A 16,153-nucleotide genomic window follows, 5' to 3' on the forward strand; every position below is an offset into this window, starting at 1 on the left:
ACCCCGCTGCCGGCCGAGAACCATCCTCCCGCCCGCTCAGGCAAAGAGGAAATTATCCGTCGTGAGCGTATCGATCTGCGTGTTCGCGAGAACGATACCTTCCGCGCCATTGGAAATCACCACATCGTTGCCGACCTGCAACCCCACCTCGGCGACCGCATCAATGTCCGCGAAGACCGCGGTGCTGAAGATGATGTGGTCCTGGGAGGCGTTGAAATCGGCGAAGTAATCGAAGCTGTCACCGGCGGCGATATAGGCGTAGTCGGACCCGGCGCCGCCGAAATAGACGTCCAGGCCCGCGCCGCCCACCATCAGGTCGCCGCCGCTGTCGCCGTGGATCACGTCATTCCCGGCCAGCCCGTAGAGGAAGTCCGACCCCGCGAACCCGCGCAGGGTGTTGTCCTGCCCGTTGCCGACGATGGTGTTGCCAAGCTCGTTGCCGCTGCCGGTCGTCGCGCTGCCCAGGAGGAAGAGGTTCTCCACATTGGCTTCGAGCGTGTGGTCGATCAGGCTGAGGACCCGGTCGGTGCCCGCATTCAGATCCTCGTGGACGGCGTCGCCCACATTGTCGATCAGATAGCTGTCATTGCCGATGCCGCCGACCATCGAATCCGCGCCGGTGCCACCGTCCAGCACATCGTCGCCACTGCCGCCATACAGGGTGTCACTCCCGCCAAAGCCCTTGAGGACGTTGTTGCCCTCATTGCCGGAGATCATGTTCGCGCCATCATTGCCGTAGGCGACGATGGCGACGTCGCCATAGCTGTCCTCGAGCCTCAGATTCTCGACATTGCTGGCGAGCATCACATCGTAGCTGACGATGGAGATGATCGTGTCCGTGCCCCCGCCCGCATTCTCGATCACCTGATCGGCAAGGCTGTCGATCCAGTACGCGTCATCGCCCAACCCGCCGGTCAGGATATTGTCGGCCTGGTTGCCGATCAGCGCATCATTGCCCACCCCGCCGACGGCATTCTCGATCAGCGACGCCGGATTGTCCTCGAAGAGGTAGGAATTGTAGACGGTGCCGTTGGCGTAGTGGCCATCGCCGAGATAGGCCAGCTGGACGCTCGACGTCACGCTCCACTGCCCGGGTCTGAGGTCGATAAAGACATCATCGGTGTAGTTCGACATGTCGTAGGTGTCGTTTCCGCCGCCGTCCCAGATGGTCAGGAAGACGCGGTTGCCGCCCGGAATGCCCTGGCCGACATCGTTGACCGACATCTGCCCCGTCTCCGGGTTCCACATGTAGGTCGTGTCGGTGTCGTTGTAGCTGTAATTGGCGCCGTACATCGTCTGCAGCGCCAGAATATCCAGCATCATGTAGGTCTGCGGCGCGCCATATTGCTCGAACGTGTAGCCATTGGTGTCCGCACCGGGATAGGAGCGGTAGCTCATCACCGTGAACTCGATCGAATCCCGGTCCGCCGGCACCGCGACATCGGAAACGCCGCCCGTTTCCTGACTGTGCTTCAGGCCGAGGGCGTGGCCGATCTCGTGAATGTGGGTCACATAGGCATAGGTGCCCAGCACCGGGTCCCGGTAGTCGTTGACGGTGCCCGCATAGGTGGTGCCGAACCAGACGTCGCCGCCCGAGCCCGACGCGGCGGTGTTGGGCAGATAGGCATAGGCGGTCGGATTGGCACGGGTCGATTCCGCGAGGCGGATATCGCCCTCCCCCGAGCCCTCGCCGTTGCCGAGGCCACCGACCTCGGAAATGTCGATCGTGGTGAAGGAGGCCAGCGAATTGTAGGTCTGGACGTTGGTCGTCCCGAGCGCGGTCTCGCCGATCAGGATGGCCCGCGTCGCCTCCATCTGCTGCGTGCTCACCGAGCCGAAGCCGATGAGAGGCTCCAGACCGTAGCGCGCGGGATAGTCGGAAGGATCATCCGGAAAACTGAAGGTGACCGAGCCGTCCCATTTGGTTCCGTGCAGCAGGCCGTCAATATAGGGGTCGCCGGTCGCTCCCTGGTCGACGCTCGCCCCGCGGGAAGGCGCGTCGCCTGCGACCCCACCGCCGGCAAGAGCGGAAGCTGGCACGCTGAAACCCGACAGCTTCACGTCGCCAAACCAGGCTCCGTAGGAAAAACGTTCCATGACCGCCCCTTGCCGTCTGCTCAAAACGCCCGGGCGTGGTCCAAATTAAGCCACGCTACCAGAAGAGGATCGTCGTCGTTCTCGTACCCTAGGTCAGCATTTACCATGCGGCTGGTGTGTTGGGAATTGTGGTCGGCGCTTTCAGGTATTTAGGTAATGATCGGGAGCGTAGCGGCGATATGCTGTGCCGTGATCGGCGGATCGTCACCGGGGACCGAAGGGTACGACGGACGTGGAGCGAACGTTGAACGCGGCGGCAGGGCGATCATTGTGAGCGCCGACATGCCGCCGCCCGCAGCACCCGGACCGGACCCCGAGCGCGCCGTGCGGGAACAATATGACCTTGCCGTAAAGGCAGGCACGCCGGCGGCGCTGGATCTCTTCATCGCCCGCCATCCCGGCCATCCCCTCGCCCAGAAGGCGCGCGATCTGGTGCAACGTATGAAGGCCGATGGCATTCCGGATGGAACCGATTCGGCGAACTAGCGTTGTCATTTTCCTGTGCGCCCCTGCGGGGCAAGGCCTAGAATCCGGAGATTCGCCCTCACTTGCCAGGGCTGTGGGCTGCGACGAGCCCCCCCTCGAATCTGCCGCAACATTCGCGAAGGAGCGACTGTGGAATTCAACGGTGAACGCTTCATCCCCGGCGTGACGGGACCCATCGCCTCCGAACATCAGCACCGCTACGGCTTCGCCTCGCAATTCGTGGCCAATCGCGCCGTGCTCGACGTTGCTTCCGGCGAAGGGTATGGCACCGCCTTCCTGGCACGAACCGCGCGTAGCGTCATCGGCGTGGACGTCGACCCCGAAGCCGTTGCGCATGCCGAGGCGCGCTATGGCGGCGAGAATGGCCCGCGCTTCCAGCTGGGTGATATCGACGCCCTGCCTTTCCCCGATGCGAGCTTCGACGTGGTGGTGTCCTTCGAGACCATCGAGCATGTCCCCAATCCGACCACGGCCCTGCGCGAACTGCGGCGCGTGCTGAAGCCCGACGGTCTGCTGATCATCTCGACCCCCGACCGCGACGTCTACACCGACGCCCTTGGCAACCGGAACGAGTTTCACCTCGCCGAGCTGTCGACCGACGAGTTCCGGCAGGCACTGGAGCCGCTGTTTCCCACCGTCCAGCTCTTCGGCCAGAAGACCACCGTCGCCTCGCTGATGGTACCTCTTGAGCCGACGGCAGGCGCCGAATCCACGGGTACCCATGAAATGTGGTGGCTCGACGCGAACGGCCTCACCCTGACGCCTACACCAGAGGGCAAGCCCGTCTATATCGTCGCCGTCTGCTCGCCCACGCCCCAGACCACGCTGCCCCGCTCGGTGCTCGTGGATGCGTCGGAAGGCGGAGCCGGCCCGATGGAAACCTTGCAGACCTGGGCGAATGCTCTGAGCGAGCAGGCACGACAGCAGGCCGAGGAGCAGGCCGCGACCATTGCCCGCCAGAAGGCGGAACTGGCGGCGGCCTACGAACAGCTCGCCCTTCGGCAGGAGATCGCGCAGTACGCCTTTGGCGCCATCCGCGCGGCGAATGCCAGGCTGCTTATGTCAGGCGGCGCGCACGCCGATGACCTCCTGCAGCGGACAGCCGCGGAGCCCTCAGCGGACATACCGGCCGCGGCGGAAGATCCGTGGAACGGGCTGAAAAGAGAGATCGAGGATCTCGTCATGCTGGCGGACACGCTGGTTACCCATGCGACTGCCGAGCTGATGCGCGACTGACGTTACCCGGGAAGGCCGGAGGGCGCTCGGCGCCTTCGGTCGCCGCCGTCCCACGGCCGACCGGGCGGGGCAATTGACCCGTGCCGAGCGCGCCGATCAGTCGATGAGATAGCGGGCGCCGATGCGGATTTCGTGTGCGCTCTGGTCGAAGTCCGGCATCGCGCCGCCGAGGTCGACGCCATCGAGCGCGAGATAGCGATAGCCAACATCGAGCATCCAGTTCGGCCCGAGAGAGACCGCGACACCCGCCATCAGGCCCCACGCCAGGCCCCAGCCATCGGTGCTGCCAAGGCGCGAGCCGCCGAAGTCGATATCGTCGAAAGAGGCGAATCCCGCGCCGATCCCTGCGCCGACATAGGGCGTGAAGCCGTTCCAGGTCCCAAGGTCGATATAGGCGTTGGCCATGAAGGTGGCGACGCTGTAGTCGGCCGAAAGGCCCGCCGTGGTGTAGTCGGCTTCTGTCCGGTAATCGGCGGTCGCGTCGACACGGAGCCAGTCGGTCACGCGGAAGCCTGCGCCAACACCCAGAAGCCAGGCGTCGCCGAGGGCCGGATCGGTCGAGTTGAAATTCAGCGCCGACCAGTCCGGCGTCTCGTTGAACACGTAGCCGACATCGCCGCGCAGATACCAGCCGCTGCTGTCTTCCACAGTCGGCGCCTTGGCCAGCAGATCATCGGCCGCACCAAGACCGGAAGCGCCCAGATCGGCGGCGCGGGCGGGCGCGGGCATCACGAGGGAGCTGCCGCCCACGGCCAGAAGGACCGCACCGATCGGGAAACAAAGCCTCGCGCAACGCATCACAGAACCTGCCGCAGACATAAACCACACCAGGGCCGTTTCCGGCCTCTGGCATGCAGTCTGGCAGCGATTCTTTAAGGAGCGCTTAACCTTAACGGTCTGCTACCGCCTGATTTAGCCACCATGTTTGGCCGCCCGCGCGGCCGCCTCCAGATGCGGCGTCAGCTGGGGGTCGAGGCGCAGGGCCATGGCGAGGCGGGCGAGAAAGGCCCGCTCGGCGCTGGTGTCCGCATCGATCGCGAGCAGCGCGCAGATATAGACCTCGGCGGCCTCCTCGGGCTTCGATACCGCGCCCGCGATTGCCTCCACGCTGGCCGGGCTGGCGAGTTCGGCGGTGAGGAAGCGCTCCGCCTCGTCGAGCGTGGATCCGCGTTCGCCGAGCTTGGCGGAAATCGCGGCGCGCTCGACGTCGTCGATATGCCCGTCGGCCAGCGACGCCGCGATCATCGTACGCAGCAGCACGAGCGGAAGGTCGGTGGCGTCGGCCTGCGCGGGATGGAACGGGGATTCCGGCGGGGGCAGCGCGGCCCCGGCGGGGGGCAACGGCTCGGCCGCCTGTTGCGGGGCCTGATCCTGCTGATAGGTCTGGTAGGCCTTGTAGGCGAGCGTGCCGACAAGGGCGAGCCCGCCCAGCTTCACCGCGCTTGAGCCGAGCCTGCGCCCTGTCTTGCTGCCGAGCACCAGCGACATCAGCGCCCCGGCCGCCGCCCCGCCGGCGAGCGCGCCGCCATTGCCGGCGAGATAGTCCCTGGCACGCGCCATCATGTCCCCGCTGCCGGAAGGCTCGGCGCCCGCCGACCCCGAGATCGCGCCGGACAGCCCGCCGAGCAGGCTCCCGAGCGGATCGTCCTGCGTCGCGGGCGGCTGGCCGGGAGCTTCCTGCTGGGGCGCCAGAAACTGGTCGAGGAGCCGCTTGGCGTCGAAATTACCGCTGTTCAGCATGTCCGGTGCTCCTGTCTTAACCTATGGGAAATCAGCTAGGCGCCGATCGTGGCAGCCCCAAGGAAACACCGGGAGCGGCCGTTCAGCATCAGGTGATGCCCGCACACCGCGTCAAAGGCGCGACGCTTCCCTCAGCCCGAACCGCCAACGTCGCTAGCGGACAACGGATGTCGCATTTGTTCAACACCGGCGCCGAAACGGTGCTCGCTCCCGTCGGCCCGTTGCGCGAGCATGCCGCGTCATGGTCACGCGACGTTTTCGTCGGAGGCTCATCGTGCAGAAATTCTCCGGCTTCGAGCTGTTTCGCCGCGCGCTGGGCGGCCATAAGGGATGGCAGCCGCAATGGCGCACGCCCGAACCCAAGGCGGAATACGACGTAATCATCGTCGGCGCCGGTGGCCATGGGCTGGCAACCGCCTATTACCTCGCCAAGGAGCATGGCATCACCAATGTCGCGGTCATCGAGCGCGGCTGGCTGGGCGGCGGCAATACCGGACGCAACACCACCATCGTGCGCTCGAACTACCTGTTCGACGAAAGCGCCGGCCTCTACGAGCATGCGGTGAAGCTGTGGGAAGGCCTCTCCGCCGACCTCAACTACAACGTGATGTACTCGGCGCGCGGCGTCCTGATGCTCGCGCATAATCACCACGACGTTCAGAGCTTCACGCGCCACGTGCATTCGAACCGCCTGAACGGCGTCGACAACGAATGGCTGACCGCCGAGGAGTGCAAGGCGTTCTGTCCCCCGCTCAACATCTCCTCGATGCGCTACCCGATCCTGGGCGGCGCGCTGCAGCGGCGCGGTGGCACCGCGCGCCATGACGCGGTGGCCTGGGGCTTCGCCCGCGCGGCCGATGCCCGCGGCGTCGACATTATTCAGAACTGCGAAGTCACCGCGATCCGCCGCGACGCCTCGGGGGCGGTCGAGGGGGTGGACACCTCGCACGGCTTCATCCGGGCAAAGAAGATCGGCGTTTCCGCCGCCGGCCACACCAGCGTGGTGATGGCGATGGCAGGGGTTCGCATGCCGCTGGAAAGCTATCCGCTTCAGGCGCTGGTGTCGGAGCCGGTCAAGCCGGCCTTTCCGACCGTCGTCATGTCCAACACCATCCACGCCTACATTTCGCAGTCCGACAAGGGCGAGATGGTGATCGGCGCGGGCACCGACGCCTATACCAGCTACTCCCAGCGCGGCGGCCTGCACATCACCACCCACACGCTCGACGCGATCTGCGAGCTGGTGCCCCAGTTCCGGCGCCTGCGCATGCTGCGCAACTGGGGCGGCATCGTCGACGTCACCCCCGACCGCTCGCCGATTATCGCCAAAACCCCGGTGCCGGGGCTTTACGTGAACTGCGGCTGGGGTACGGGCGGCTTCAAGGCCACGCCGGGCTCGGGCAACGTGTTCGCCCACACCATCGCGAAGGACCAGCCGCACCCGATCAACGCGGCGTTCACGCTGGAACGCTTCCGCGACGGCTTCCTGATCGACGAGGCGGCGGCCGCCGCCGTCGCGCACTGAAGAGGCGCACATGCTCATCATCACATGTCCCTTCTGCGGCGCGCGGCCAGAGGCCGAATTCCGCTATGGCGGCGAGGCCCATGTCGCCCGCCCGGCCGACCCGAGCGCGCTGTCCGATCAGGAATGGGCGGATTTCCTCTACAATCGCACCAATCCCAAGGGCCTTCATGCCGAGCGCTGGCGCCACATCCATGGCTGCGGGCGCTACTTCAACGCGCTGCGCGACACGGTGAGCGACTTCTTCGTCACCACCTACAAGACCGGCGAGCCGCGCCCCGGCCACGACGCGACCACCACCGCGGGAGAGCGTTGAGATGACCCACCGTTTCCGCACGCCCTCCGGCGGGCGCGTCGACCGTGGCGCGACGGTCTCCTTCCGCTTCGATGGCAAGAGGTATGAGGGCTTTCGCGGCGATACGCTCGCCTCGGCGCTCCTCGCCAACGGCGTTCATCTGGTCGCGCGCTCGTTCAAGTATCATCGTCCGCGCGGCATTCTCTCCGCCGGTTCGGACGAGCCGAACGCGCTCGTCAATGTCGCGCGCGACGCCGCCCGCGCCGCACCGAACCTGCGCGCCACGCAGGTCGAGATCTATCAGGGCCTCAAGGCCGAGAGCCAGAACCGCTGGCCCTCGCTGTCCTTCGACGCCGGGGCGATGAACGACCTGTTCTCCCCCTTCCTGCCGGCGGGCTTCTACTACAAGACCTTCATGTGGCCAGCCGGGGCCTGGAAGCGCTTCTACGAGCCGAAGATCCGCGCCATGGCGGGTCTCGGCGTCGCCCCCACCCTTCCCGATCCCGACCGCTACACCCAGAACTACGCGCATTGCGACGTGCTGGTCGTCGGCGCCGGTCCGGCGGGCCTTGCGGCGGCGCTGGCGGCGGCGGAGAGCGGCGCCCGCGTCATCATGTGCGACGAGCAGGCCGAACTCGGCGGCTCGCTGCTGGCGGACACCGGCGCCACCATCGAAGGCCGGCCGGCGAGCGAATGGCTGGCCGAGACGCTTGGCGCGCTCGCCAGGCGGGACAACGTCACCCTGCTGCCGCGCACCACCGCCTTCGGCTATTTCCCGCACAATCTGATCGCGCTGGCCGAGCGCGTCACCGAGCATCTCGCCGCGCCCGGGCCGAACCAGCCGCGCGAGCGGCTGTGGCAGGTGCGGGCCCGCGAGGTCGTCATTGCCGCTGGCGCGCTGGAGCGCCCGCTGGTGTTCCCGGAAAATGACCGCCCCGGCGTCATGCTGGCGGATTCGGCCCGCACCTATCTCAATCGCTACGGCGTGCGGGTCGGCGAAAAGGCCGTCATCTTCACCGCCTGCGATGCCGGCTACCGCACCGCGCTCGATCTTCAGGCTGGCGGCGTTCACATCGCGGCGGTCGCCGACCTGCGCGCCGAGGTGACAGGCGAGCTTCCGGCCCGCGCGCTCGCCGCCGGCATCGATGTGCGCCCCGGCACGGTGGTGACCGGAACGTCCGGCCGCCTGCGCGTTGCCGCCGCCCGTCTTGCCAAGCTCAAGGATGGCGGGGTCGGCCCGTCGGAGACGCTGGCCTGCGACGCGGTTCTGATGTCGGGCGGCTTCACCCCAAGCGTGCACCTGTTCTCCCAGTCGCGGGGCAAGCTCGCCTGGGACGCGGCGGCCGGCGCCTACCTGCCCGGCGCCTCGGTCGAGCGCGAGCGCTCGGCGGGAGCGTGCCGAGGGGTCTACGGCCTTCAGGCCGTGCTGGAAGACGGCTATGCCGCCGGCGAGGCCGCCGCCTCGGAGGCACGCGCGAGTGCCGCACCGGGCCGCCGTCCCGGCGTTTCCACCGCGCCGAGCACACGCGCCTTCCCGGCGACCGCGGACGCCGCGTCGAGCGAGGGGTTCATCGGCGCCACGCCCCATGCCCGCAACCCGGCCTTCGTAAAGGCCTTCGTCGACTGGCAGAACGACGTCACGGCCAAGGACATCAAGCTGGCGACGCGGGAGGGCTTCCGCTCCATCGAGCATGTGAAGCGCTACACCACGACGGGCATGGCGACCGATCAGGGCAAGACCTCGAACATGAACGCGCTCGGCATCGTGTCGGAAGCGATCGGCGAGGCCGTGCCGAAGATCGGGCTCACCACCTTCCGCCCGCCCTTCACGCCGACCACCTTCGGCCTCTTTGCCGGGGCCGCGCGCGGCGACCTGTTCGATCCCGTGCGCAAGACCCCGATCCACGACTGGGCCGCCGAGCACGGCGCCGCCTTCGAGGATGTCAGCCTGTGGAAGCGCGCGCACTACTTCCCCCGGGCGGGTGAGGACATGCACGCCGCCGTGGCGCGCGAATGCCGGGCGGTGCGCTCGTCGGTCGGCCTGTTCGATGCCTCGACGCTGGGCAAGATCGAGATCGTCGGTCCCGACGCCGCCGAGTTCATGAACCGGATCTACACCAACGCCTGGACCAAGCTGGAGCCGGGCCGGCTGCGCTATGGCGTGATGCTGCGCGAGGACGGTTTCGTGATGGATGACGGCGTGGTCGGGCGCCTGGCGCCGGACCGCTTCCACGTCACCACCACCACCGGCGGCGCGCCGCGCGTGCTCGCCCACATGGAAGACTACCTCCAGACCGAATGGCCGGAGCTCGATGTGTGGCTGACCTCCACCACCGAACAGTGGGCGGTGATCGCGGTTCAGGGCCCCTATGCCCGCGCGGTGCTCGAACCGCTGGTCGAGGGCATCGACCTGTCCAAGGAGGCCTTCCAGCATATGAGCGTGCGCGAGGGGCGGATCTGCGGCGTGCCCACGCGCCTGTTCAGCGTGTCCTTCACCGGCGAGCTGGGTTTCGAGGTCAACGTGCCTTCCACCTATGGTCGCGGAGTGTGGGAAGCCATCTTTGCCGCCGGCGAGCGCTTCGGCATCACGCCCTACGGCACCGAGACCATGCACGTCCTGCGCGCCGAGAAGGGCTACATCATCGTCGGCCAGGAGACCGACGGCACGGCGACGCCGGACGACGTCAATCTCGGCTGGGCGGTGGGCAAGGCGAAGAAGGACTTCGTCGGCAAGCGCTCCCTAAGCCGCGCCGCCTTCTCCCAGCCGGACCGAAAGCAGCTCGTCGGCTTGCTCACCAAGGACCCGAGCGTGGTGCTGGAGGAAGGCGCGCAGATCGTGGCCGCGCCCGGCACACCGGTGCCAGTGCCGATGCTCGGGCACGTCACCTCGTCCTATGCCAGCGCCACGCTCGGCCGTTCCATCGCGCTCGGCCTCGTCAAGGGCGGGCGCGCGCGCATCGGTGAAACGCTCTACGTGCCGATGCCGGAACGAACGATCGAGGTGGAGATCGTCGAACCCGCCTTCTACGACCCCAAGGGAGAGCGCCTCAATGGCTGAGATCATTCCTCGCCAGTCGCTCGACACGCTGGCGGCACACACGCCCGACATCGAAGCCGCGCGTCTGTTCGCGCTGAGTTCGGGCGCCCGCCTCGTCTTCCGCGGGCGCGAGAGCGCGATCGGCCCGGCGGGCGACGCCTTCGGTGTCGCCTTCCCGCGCGAGGCCTGCCGCTGGGTCGGCGGCAATGGCCGCTTCGTGCTCTGGCTGGGCCCGGATGAGTGGTTCCTCATCGCGCCGAACACCGACCCGGCCTCGATCACGGAAGCGATCGAGGCGGCCACGGCCGGCCTGCCACATTCGCTGGTGGACGTGTCCGCGCGCAGCTGCGCGATCGAGATCGCCGGCCCGAAGGCCGCCTTCATCCTCAACCAGGGCTGCCCGCTGGACCTGTCGCTGGAGGCGTTCCCGATCGGCATGTGCACGCGCACGGTGTTCCATAAGGCGGAGATCACGCTGGGTCGGCTGGGGCCGGAGGTGTTCCGCATCGACATCTGGAATTCGTTCGCGCCCTATGTGTGGGAGCTTCTGGAGGAAGCGCGGCGCGAGTTCGCGTGACCGCGGCCGGCAGGTCCCGTATCACTGCGTCACGACGCCCGTCGTCCCATCAAGGCCACACGAACCCGGGGCACCTGTGTGATCAGCGTGTTCGAGCTGTTCAAGATCGGCATCGGCCCGTCTTCGTCCCATACGGTAGGGCCGATGGTGGCGGCGGCGCGCTTTGCCGGAGAGCTGGCGCGAAGCGGCGCGCTGGCCCAGGTCGCGCGGGTGGAAGTCGCGCTGTTCGGCTCGCTGGCCTGGACCGGCAAAGGCCATGGCACCGACAAGGCGGTGATGCTCGGCCTTGCCGGCGAGCGTCCCGACAGCGTTGATCCCGACCATGCGGACGCGTTGGCGAGGCGGGTGGCGGGCGAGCAGCGCCTCGACCTCGCCGGCCGGCACACGGTGAGCTTCGATCCCGCGCGCGACATCCTGTTCGACGGCGTCGCGGCCACCCCGCGCCACCCCAACACGCTGGCCTTGCGCGCCTTCGCGCGCAACGGCGCGCTGATCGCCGAGGAGCGCTGGTGTTCCATCGGCGGCGGCTTCGTGGTGAGTGAGGAGGAGGTCGGTCAGGCCACCGGCCGCGACGACATCGCCCTGCCCCATCCGTTCCGCAACGCCGCGCAGCTGCTCGACATGTCGCGGGCGGCCGGGCTCAGCATCGCCGGGCTGGTCGCCGCCAATGAGCGCGCGCGGCGGCCGCACGCCGAGGTCGAGGCCCATCTCGACCGCATCAGCGAGGCGATGATGGCCTGCATCGATCGCGGGCTCGCCTCCTCCGGCGAGCTTCCCGGCGGGCTGAAGGTGCGCCGCCGCGCCCGCGCGATCCGCGACCGGCTGCTCGCGCGCAACGCCCCCACCCCGCATGAGGTGATGGACTGGGTCAGCCTCTATGCCATCGCGGTGAACGAGGAGAACGCGGCCGGCGGGCGCGTGGTCACCGCCCCGACCAATGGCGCGGCGGGCGTGGTTCCCGCAACGCTGCGCTATTATCGCGACCATTGCCCGGGCGCCTCGCGCGAGGGGCAGCACCTGTTCCTGCTCACCGCCACCGCCATCGGCGCGCTGTTCAAGATGAACGCCTCGATCTCCGGCGCCGAGGTCGGGTGCCAGGGGGAGGTCGGGGTCGCCTGTTCCATGGCGGCGGGCGGGCTAGCCGCCGCCCTTGGCGCCAGCAACGCCCAGGTCGAGAATGCCGCCGAGATCGGCATGGAGCACCATCTGGGCATGACCTGCGATCCCATTGGTGGGCTGGTGCAGGTGCCCTGCATCGAGCGCAATGCCTTCGGCGCGATCAGCGCGGTCAATGCCGCCTCGCTGGCGCTGCACGGCGACGGCACCCACATCGTCTCGCTGGACAAGGTGATCGCCACCATGCGCGAGACCGGCCGCGACATGGCATCCAAATACAAGGAAACCTCGCTCGGCGGGCTCGCGGTGAACCTGCCCGAATGCTGAAGCTCTACGACCTTTGGACGAACGGCACCGTCCTTGCTACCGGAATCGGCGGATTAGGTTATGCTGAAACCAGGAAGACGACGCCATGAACCAGTTGCGCCCTGGCCTTCCAGGACAGAATCCCACCCCGGCCGCCCCCCTGCCGGCGTTGAATGTCGGCTTCATCCTGACCGACAACTTCACCCTCTCGGCCTTCTCCCTCATCGTCGACCAGCTCCGCCTCGCCGCCGATGACGGCGACCGCTCGCGCCCCATCCTGGCGCGCTGGCAGGTCATGTCGCCGCGAACGGATGCCATTCGCGCCAGTTGCGGCGTGTCGGTATCGCCTTCCGGGCCCCTGCTCGACCCCGCCGGGCTGAACTACATCGTCGTCGTTGGCGGGCTGCTTCACACCGGCCATCAGCTTGACGAGGAGAGCGTCGCCTATCTCAAGCGCGCGGCGAAGGCCGGCGTGCCGCTGGTGGGCGTGTGCACGGGCAGCTTCGTTCTCGCCCGCGCCGGGCTGATGACCGGCCGGCGCTGCTGCGTCTCCTGGTATCACTATCAGGACTTCCTGGAGGAATTCCCCCATCACACCCCGGTCGCGGACCGGCTCTATGTGATCGACGGCGACCGCATCACCTGCGCCGGCGGCGGAGGGGCTGCCGATCTCGCCACAGCGCTGGTGGAGAAGTTCCTCGGCCGCGCCATCGCGCAGAAGAGCCGTCACGTCCTGCTGCTCGACCGCCAGCGCACCGGCTCGGAATCCCAGCCCCATCCCCCGATCGCGGACCTCGTCGCCGACGACAGGGTGCGCCGGTCGCTGCTGCTGATGGAGCAGCATCTGGCCGACCCGCTGCCCATTGCCGATATCGCGCGGCGGCTCCAGCTTTCCACGCGCCAGCTGGAGCGGCTGTTCCAGACCGTGATGGGCCAGCGCCCGGCGGAATTCTACCGGCGCCTGCGCCTGCGCTATGCCCGCTTCCTGCTCGACACCACCGGCCGCTCGGTAACCGATATCGCGCTGGAATCCGGCTTCTCGGACTGCGCCCATTTCTCGCGCCAGTTCAAGGCGCAGCACGGCTTCACGCCCTCCGACGCGCGGGCCCGCGCGCCCGGCCCGCTGGCGCGCAATCTCGCCGGGCAGCGCCTGTTCGAATAGGTTCGGATGCCGCGTGGCCGAGGGCGAAGCCCGCCATGGCGATGTGAACCCACGCGCGGCGGGGTTGGAACCCCGCCGCGCGATGGCTCAGCGCAGCACGAGGCGCACATAGTCACCCTCGACGACAAGCTGCGTGTCCCCGGCCGGATCGTTCGGCCGCTCGCTGTCCACCAGCGCCGCCTTCGCCTCGACCCGGTAGCCCACCCTGGCGCCGGGACGGAAATCGAGCCGGGCGTCGAGAGAGCCAACGGCAAAGTTGACCGCGCGCGGCGGCGCGCTCTGGCTCAGGTCAAGCTGCGCCCTCAGCGCCGTGGCGCGCAGGCTCGCCTGCTCCATCCCGCCGCGCAGATTCACATTGCCGGCCCTCGTATCGATGTCGATCGCCCCGAAGCGGCCGTCGAGCTGCGCCTCGACCGCCTGCAGCGCGATGGTGACATTCACCCCCGGCCTCAGCGTCGCGGTGACATCCACCGTGCAGTCAGAGGCTTCGAGCAGCGGCGGCGTGGACACGCTGACATGCAGCACGGTGCCCTCCACCCACAGCCGGCTCTTGCTGCGGCAGTCATTGAAGAACCAGCTCGAATACCAGCGCGAGAACCAGCCGGAGCGCCGTGCGCTCACATGCGCCTGCGTCGGCCCGGCGGTGCTGGTATTCAACGTCAGCGAACCGGCGTCGCCCGTGATCTCCACCCTCTCCACCGCGTCGAGGTGGAGTTCGTCGGTGTCGGCGGCACGCGCAGGCGCGGCGGCAAGCAGCGCCCCGCCCAGCAGCACGGCGAGCGCGAGACCCACCTGGGGGGCGCACGAGGGGAGTCGTCGCGAGAACGAAAACAGGCGGTACATGGCAGGGGTCCGTGGATGGTTGCGATGCCCCACCCTTCCCGGACCCGACGGTGCACGGCGACCTTGATCGCGATCGAGGTCGACCCGGGTCGCGATTCAGGCCAGAACTGCCGCGTTCTGATCTGGTCCCGTGCATGATCTTCGTTCCACTGCCCTTCATCGTCACGCTGCTGCTCGTGCTGCTCGCCATCCGCCTTGCGCGGCGCGAGGAAGATGCCGGGCAGCACCATGCGCTGTTCCTGGCGCTCATCGGCACCTATGCGCTGCAATCGGTGCTGGTGGGCCTGCGCTGGGGCTATGATGTGCGTGCCGTCATGCCGTTGCAGGCCGTGCTGGCGAGCTTCATCGCGCCGCTGGCCTATGTCGCCTTCCGCAGCCTGGTGGCGGGAGAGGACGCGCGGCCGGCATGGAACTGGCCGCATCTGGTCGGCCCTCCGCTCCTCGTCGCGGCCCTGTACTTCATGCAGCCTTCCCCGCTGGGGCTGGTCATCGTCGTGATCTTTCTCGGCTATGGTGCCGCGCTGGGCTGGATGGCCCGCCGCGGGCCCGACGGGCTGGTCGCCGCCCGGCTCGACGGCGCGGTCCGCTCCTATCGCGCGCTGCTGGTCACCGCGAGCGCGCTCATCGGCTCGGCGCTAACCGACATCGCCATCAGCCTCGACCTCGACCAGACCGGCGGCCGGCATGCCCCGGTGATCATCGCGCTGGCCAATGTGCTGGCGCTGCTGCTGCTCGGCGGCGCCGCGGCCGCCGCCGACACCGGCGCGCAGGAGCGGCTCGCCAGCCCGGACGAAGACGACCCCGATGGCGAAGATGGCGAGGACATCGGTGAGGCGCGCGACGTGTCCCTTGGCGCGGCGCCGGGCGAACACGCGGAACAGGACGCCGCCATCCTCGCCGCCCTTGAGACGCTGATGGGCGCGGGCCGGCTCTTTGCCGATGTCGATCTCAATCTCGGCCGCCTCGCACGCCGGCTGGGCCTGCCGGCGCGGCGGGTGTCGCAAGCGATCAATCGCGCCCACGCCGTCAGCGTGTCGCATTACGTGAACGGCTTCCGCGTACGCGAGGCGCAACGCCTGCTGGAAACCGGCGACCTGCCGGTGACGCGGATCATGTTCGAGGCCGGTTTCCTCACCAAGTCGAACTTCAACCGCGAATTCCGCCGTGTGACCGGCATGAGCCCCTCGCAATGGCGCGAGGCGCGCCATTCGCCGCCCGCTCCTCAGCCACGATAGGCCACCAGCACCGCCCCGCAGGCGATCAGCGCGATGCCGAGCCAGTTCGCCCCGCTCAGACGCTCGCCGAGGAACACCACCCCGAACACCGCCACCAGCACCACGGAAAGCTTGTCGATCGGCGCGACCTTGGACGCCTCGCCCAGTTTCAGCGCGCGGAAATAGCACAGCCACGAGGCGCCCGTGGCGAGGCCGGAGAGCACCAGGAACAGCCCCGAGCGCGGCGACACAGCGCCCGGCCCCTGCCAGCCGCCGGTCAAGGTGAGGATCAGCGCCAGCACGACGAGGATCACCACCGTGCGCACGAAGGTGGCGAAGTCCGAGCCGACATTCTCGACCCCGACCTTGGCGAAGATCGCGGTCAGGGCCGCGAAGGCGGCCGACAGCACGGCCCAGAACGTCCAGCTCGACACAAGCGTCTTCATCATGATGCGCGCTGCCTGATACCCCGAAACGCCCCAAGGCCCGCGACCATGGTGTCACCACGCATGGTGTCACGGC

The 16,153-nt window shown here is 68.1% G+C and carries 14 protein-coding genes; 9 read left to right on the plus strand and 5 right to left on the minus strand.

What is annotated here, in order from left to right; translation table 11 throughout:
• Positions 1 to 36: 36 nt before the first annotated feature.
• Positions 37 to 2,097 (minus strand): M10 family metallopeptidase, encoded by a 2,061-nt coding sequence (locus G3A50_RS06165; RefSeq protein ID WP_163074438.1) that lies wholly within the window; start codon positions 2,095 to 2,097, stop codon positions 37 to 39.
• 282 nt (positions 2,098 to 2,379) lie between these two features.
• On the opposite strand from G3A50_RS06165, the gene G3A50_RS06170 reads away from it, so the two are divergent.
• Together G3A50_RS06170 and G3A50_RS06175 are read left to right on the plus strand one after the other, a co-directional pair.
• Positions 2,380 to 2,583, plus strand: a complete 204-nt coding sequence (locus G3A50_RS06170; protein WP_163074439.1) for a hypothetical protein — start codon at positions 2,380 to 2,382, stop codon at positions 2,581 to 2,583.
• Positions 2,584 to 2,712: 129 nt separating this feature from the next.
• Positions 2,713 to 3,819, plus strand: coding sequence for a class I SAM-dependent methyltransferase (locus tag G3A50_RS06175; protein WP_163074440.1), 1,107 nt, complete (start codon positions 2,713 to 2,715; stop codon positions 3,817 to 3,819).
• Between the two features lie 96 nt (positions 3,820 to 3,915).
• Here the strand turns inward: G3A50_RS06175 and G3A50_RS06180 are convergent, their stop codons facing one another.
• Both G3A50_RS06180 and G3A50_RS06185 read right to left on the minus strand, forming a co-directional pair.
• The gene (locus G3A50_RS06180) at positions 3,916 to 4,548 is read right to left on the minus strand and encodes an outer membrane protein (RefSeq protein WP_163074441.1); all 633 of its coding nucleotides are present in this window, start codon (positions 4,546 to 4,548) and stop codon (positions 3,916 to 3,918) included.
• Positions 4,549 to 4,731: 183 nt separating this feature from the next.
• Positions 4,732 to 5,559, minus strand: a complete 828-nt coding sequence (locus tag G3A50_RS06185; RefSeq protein ID WP_163074442.1) for a tellurite resistance TerB family protein — start codon at positions 5,557 to 5,559, stop codon at positions 4,732 to 4,734.
• Positions 5,560 to 5,833: 274 nt separating this feature from the next.
• On the opposite strand from G3A50_RS06185, the gene G3A50_RS06190 reads away from it, so the two are divergent.
• The 6 genes from G3A50_RS06190 to G3A50_RS06215 all read left to right on the plus strand — a co-directional run bounded on the left by G3A50_RS06190 (position 5,834) and on the right by G3A50_RS06215 (position 13,574).
• Positions 5,834 to 7,084 carry a sarcosine oxidase subunit beta family protein gene (locus G3A50_RS06190; RefSeq protein WP_163074443.1) on the plus strand — a complete coding sequence of 417 codons (1,251 nt, stop codon included), beginning with the start codon at positions 5,834 to 5,836 and terminating at the stop codon, positions 7,082 to 7,084.
• Between the two features lie 10 nt (positions 7,085 to 7,094).
• A complete protein-coding gene (locus G3A50_RS06195) occupies positions 7,095 to 7,397 on the plus strand; it encodes a sarcosine oxidase subunit delta (protein ID WP_163074444.1) in 303 nt (100 codons plus the stop codon).
• Position 7,398: 1 nt separating this feature from the next.
• Positions 7,399 to 10,434 (plus strand): sarcosine oxidase subunit alpha, encoded by a 3,036-nt coding sequence (locus G3A50_RS06200; RefSeq protein ID WP_163074445.1) that lies wholly within the window; start codon positions 7,399 to 7,401, stop codon positions 10,432 to 10,434.
• Positions 10,427 to 10,990: a sarcosine oxidase subunit gamma gene (locus tag G3A50_RS06205; protein WP_163074446.1), complete on the plus strand. Its 564-nt coding sequence runs from the start codon at positions 10,427 to 10,429 to the stop codon at positions 10,988 to 10,990. Before G3A50_RS06200 ends, G3A50_RS06205 begins: the two co-directional genes overlap by 8 nt.
• Before the next feature lie 78 nt (positions 10,991 to 11,068).
• Positions 11,069 to 12,433: an L-serine ammonia-lyase gene (locus G3A50_RS06210; protein WP_163074447.1), complete on the plus strand. Its 1,365-nt coding sequence runs from the start codon at positions 11,069 to 11,071 to the stop codon at positions 12,431 to 12,433.
• 85 nt (positions 12,434 to 12,518) lie between these two features.
• Positions 12,519 to 13,574 carry a GlxA family transcriptional regulator gene (locus tag G3A50_RS06215; protein ID WP_163074448.1) on the plus strand — a complete coding sequence of 352 codons (1,056 nt, stop codon included), beginning with the start codon at positions 12,519 to 12,521 and terminating at the stop codon, positions 13,572 to 13,574.
• An 87-nt stretch (positions 13,575 to 13,661) separates the two neighbouring features.
• Here G3A50_RS06215 and G3A50_RS06220 read toward each other — a convergent pair whose 3' ends face one another.
• Entirely contained in the window at positions 13,662 to 14,417 is a 756-nt protein-coding gene (locus G3A50_RS06220) for a hypothetical protein (RefSeq protein WP_163074449.1), read from the minus strand.
• A gap of 134 nt (positions 14,418 to 14,551) precedes the next feature.
• Between G3A50_RS06220 and G3A50_RS06225 the strand changes: the two genes are divergently transcribed.
• Positions 14,552 to 15,652: a helix-turn-helix domain-containing protein gene (locus G3A50_RS06225; protein WP_163074450.1), complete on the plus strand. Its 1,101-nt coding sequence runs from the start codon at positions 14,552 to 14,554 to the stop codon at positions 15,650 to 15,652.
• Here G3A50_RS06225 and G3A50_RS06230 read toward each other — a convergent pair.
• Positions 15,640 to 16,077, minus strand: a complete 438-nt coding sequence (locus tag G3A50_RS06230; protein ID WP_163077352.1) for an EamA family transporter — start codon at positions 16,075 to 16,077, stop codon at positions 15,640 to 15,642. The genes G3A50_RS06225 and G3A50_RS06230 overlap by 13 nt on opposite strands.
• Between the last annotated feature and the right edge of the window lie 76 nt (positions 16,078 to 16,153).

Origin of the sequence: Ancylobacter pratisalsi, assembly GCF_010669125.1 — a bacterium.
GTDB lineage: Bacteria > Pseudomonadota > Alphaproteobacteria > Rhizobiales > Xanthobacteraceae > Ancylobacter > Ancylobacter pratisalsi.

Coding starts and splice junctions, on each gene's coding strand:
- G3A50_RS06165 (WP_163074438.1), bottom strand. CDS start 2,097: ATGGAACGTTTTTCCTACGGAGCCTGGTTTGGCGACGTGAAGCTGTCG.
- G3A50_RS06200 (WP_163074445.1), top strand. CDS start 7,399: ATGACCCACCGTTTCCGCACGCCCTCCGGCGGGCGCGTCGACCGTGGC.
- G3A50_RS06225 (WP_163074450.1), top strand. CDS start 14,552: ATGATCTTCGTTCCACTGCCCTTCATCGTCACGCTGCTGCTCGTGCTG.
- G3A50_RS06195 (WP_163074444.1), top strand. CDS start 7,095: ATGCTCATCATCACATGTCCCTTCTGCGGCGCGCGGCCAGAGGCCGAA.
- G3A50_RS06215 (WP_163074448.1), top strand. CDS start 12,519: ATGAACCAGTTGCGCCCTGGCCTTCCAGGACAGAATCCCACCCCGGCC.
- G3A50_RS06220 (WP_163074449.1), bottom strand. CDS start 14,417: ATGTACCGCCTGTTTTCGTTCTCGCGACGACTCCCCTCGTGCGCCCCC.
- G3A50_RS06170 (WP_163074439.1), top strand. CDS start 2,380: ATGCCGCCGCCCGCAGCACCCGGACCGGACCCCGAGCGCGCCGTGCGG.
- G3A50_RS06185 (WP_163074442.1), bottom strand. CDS start 5,559: ATGCTGAACAGCGGTAATTTCGACGCCAAGCGGCTCCTCGACCAGTTT.
- G3A50_RS06180 (WP_163074441.1), bottom strand. CDS start 4,548: ATGCCCGCGCCCGCCCGCGCCGCCGATCTGGGCGCTTCCGGTCTTGGT.
- G3A50_RS06230 (WP_163077352.1), bottom strand. CDS start 16,077: ATGAAGACGCTTGTGTCGAGCTGGACGTTCTGGGCCGTGCTGTCGGCC.
- G3A50_RS06205 (WP_163074446.1), top strand. CDS start 10,427: ATGGCTGAGATCATTCCTCGCCAGTCGCTCGACACGCTGGCGGCACAC.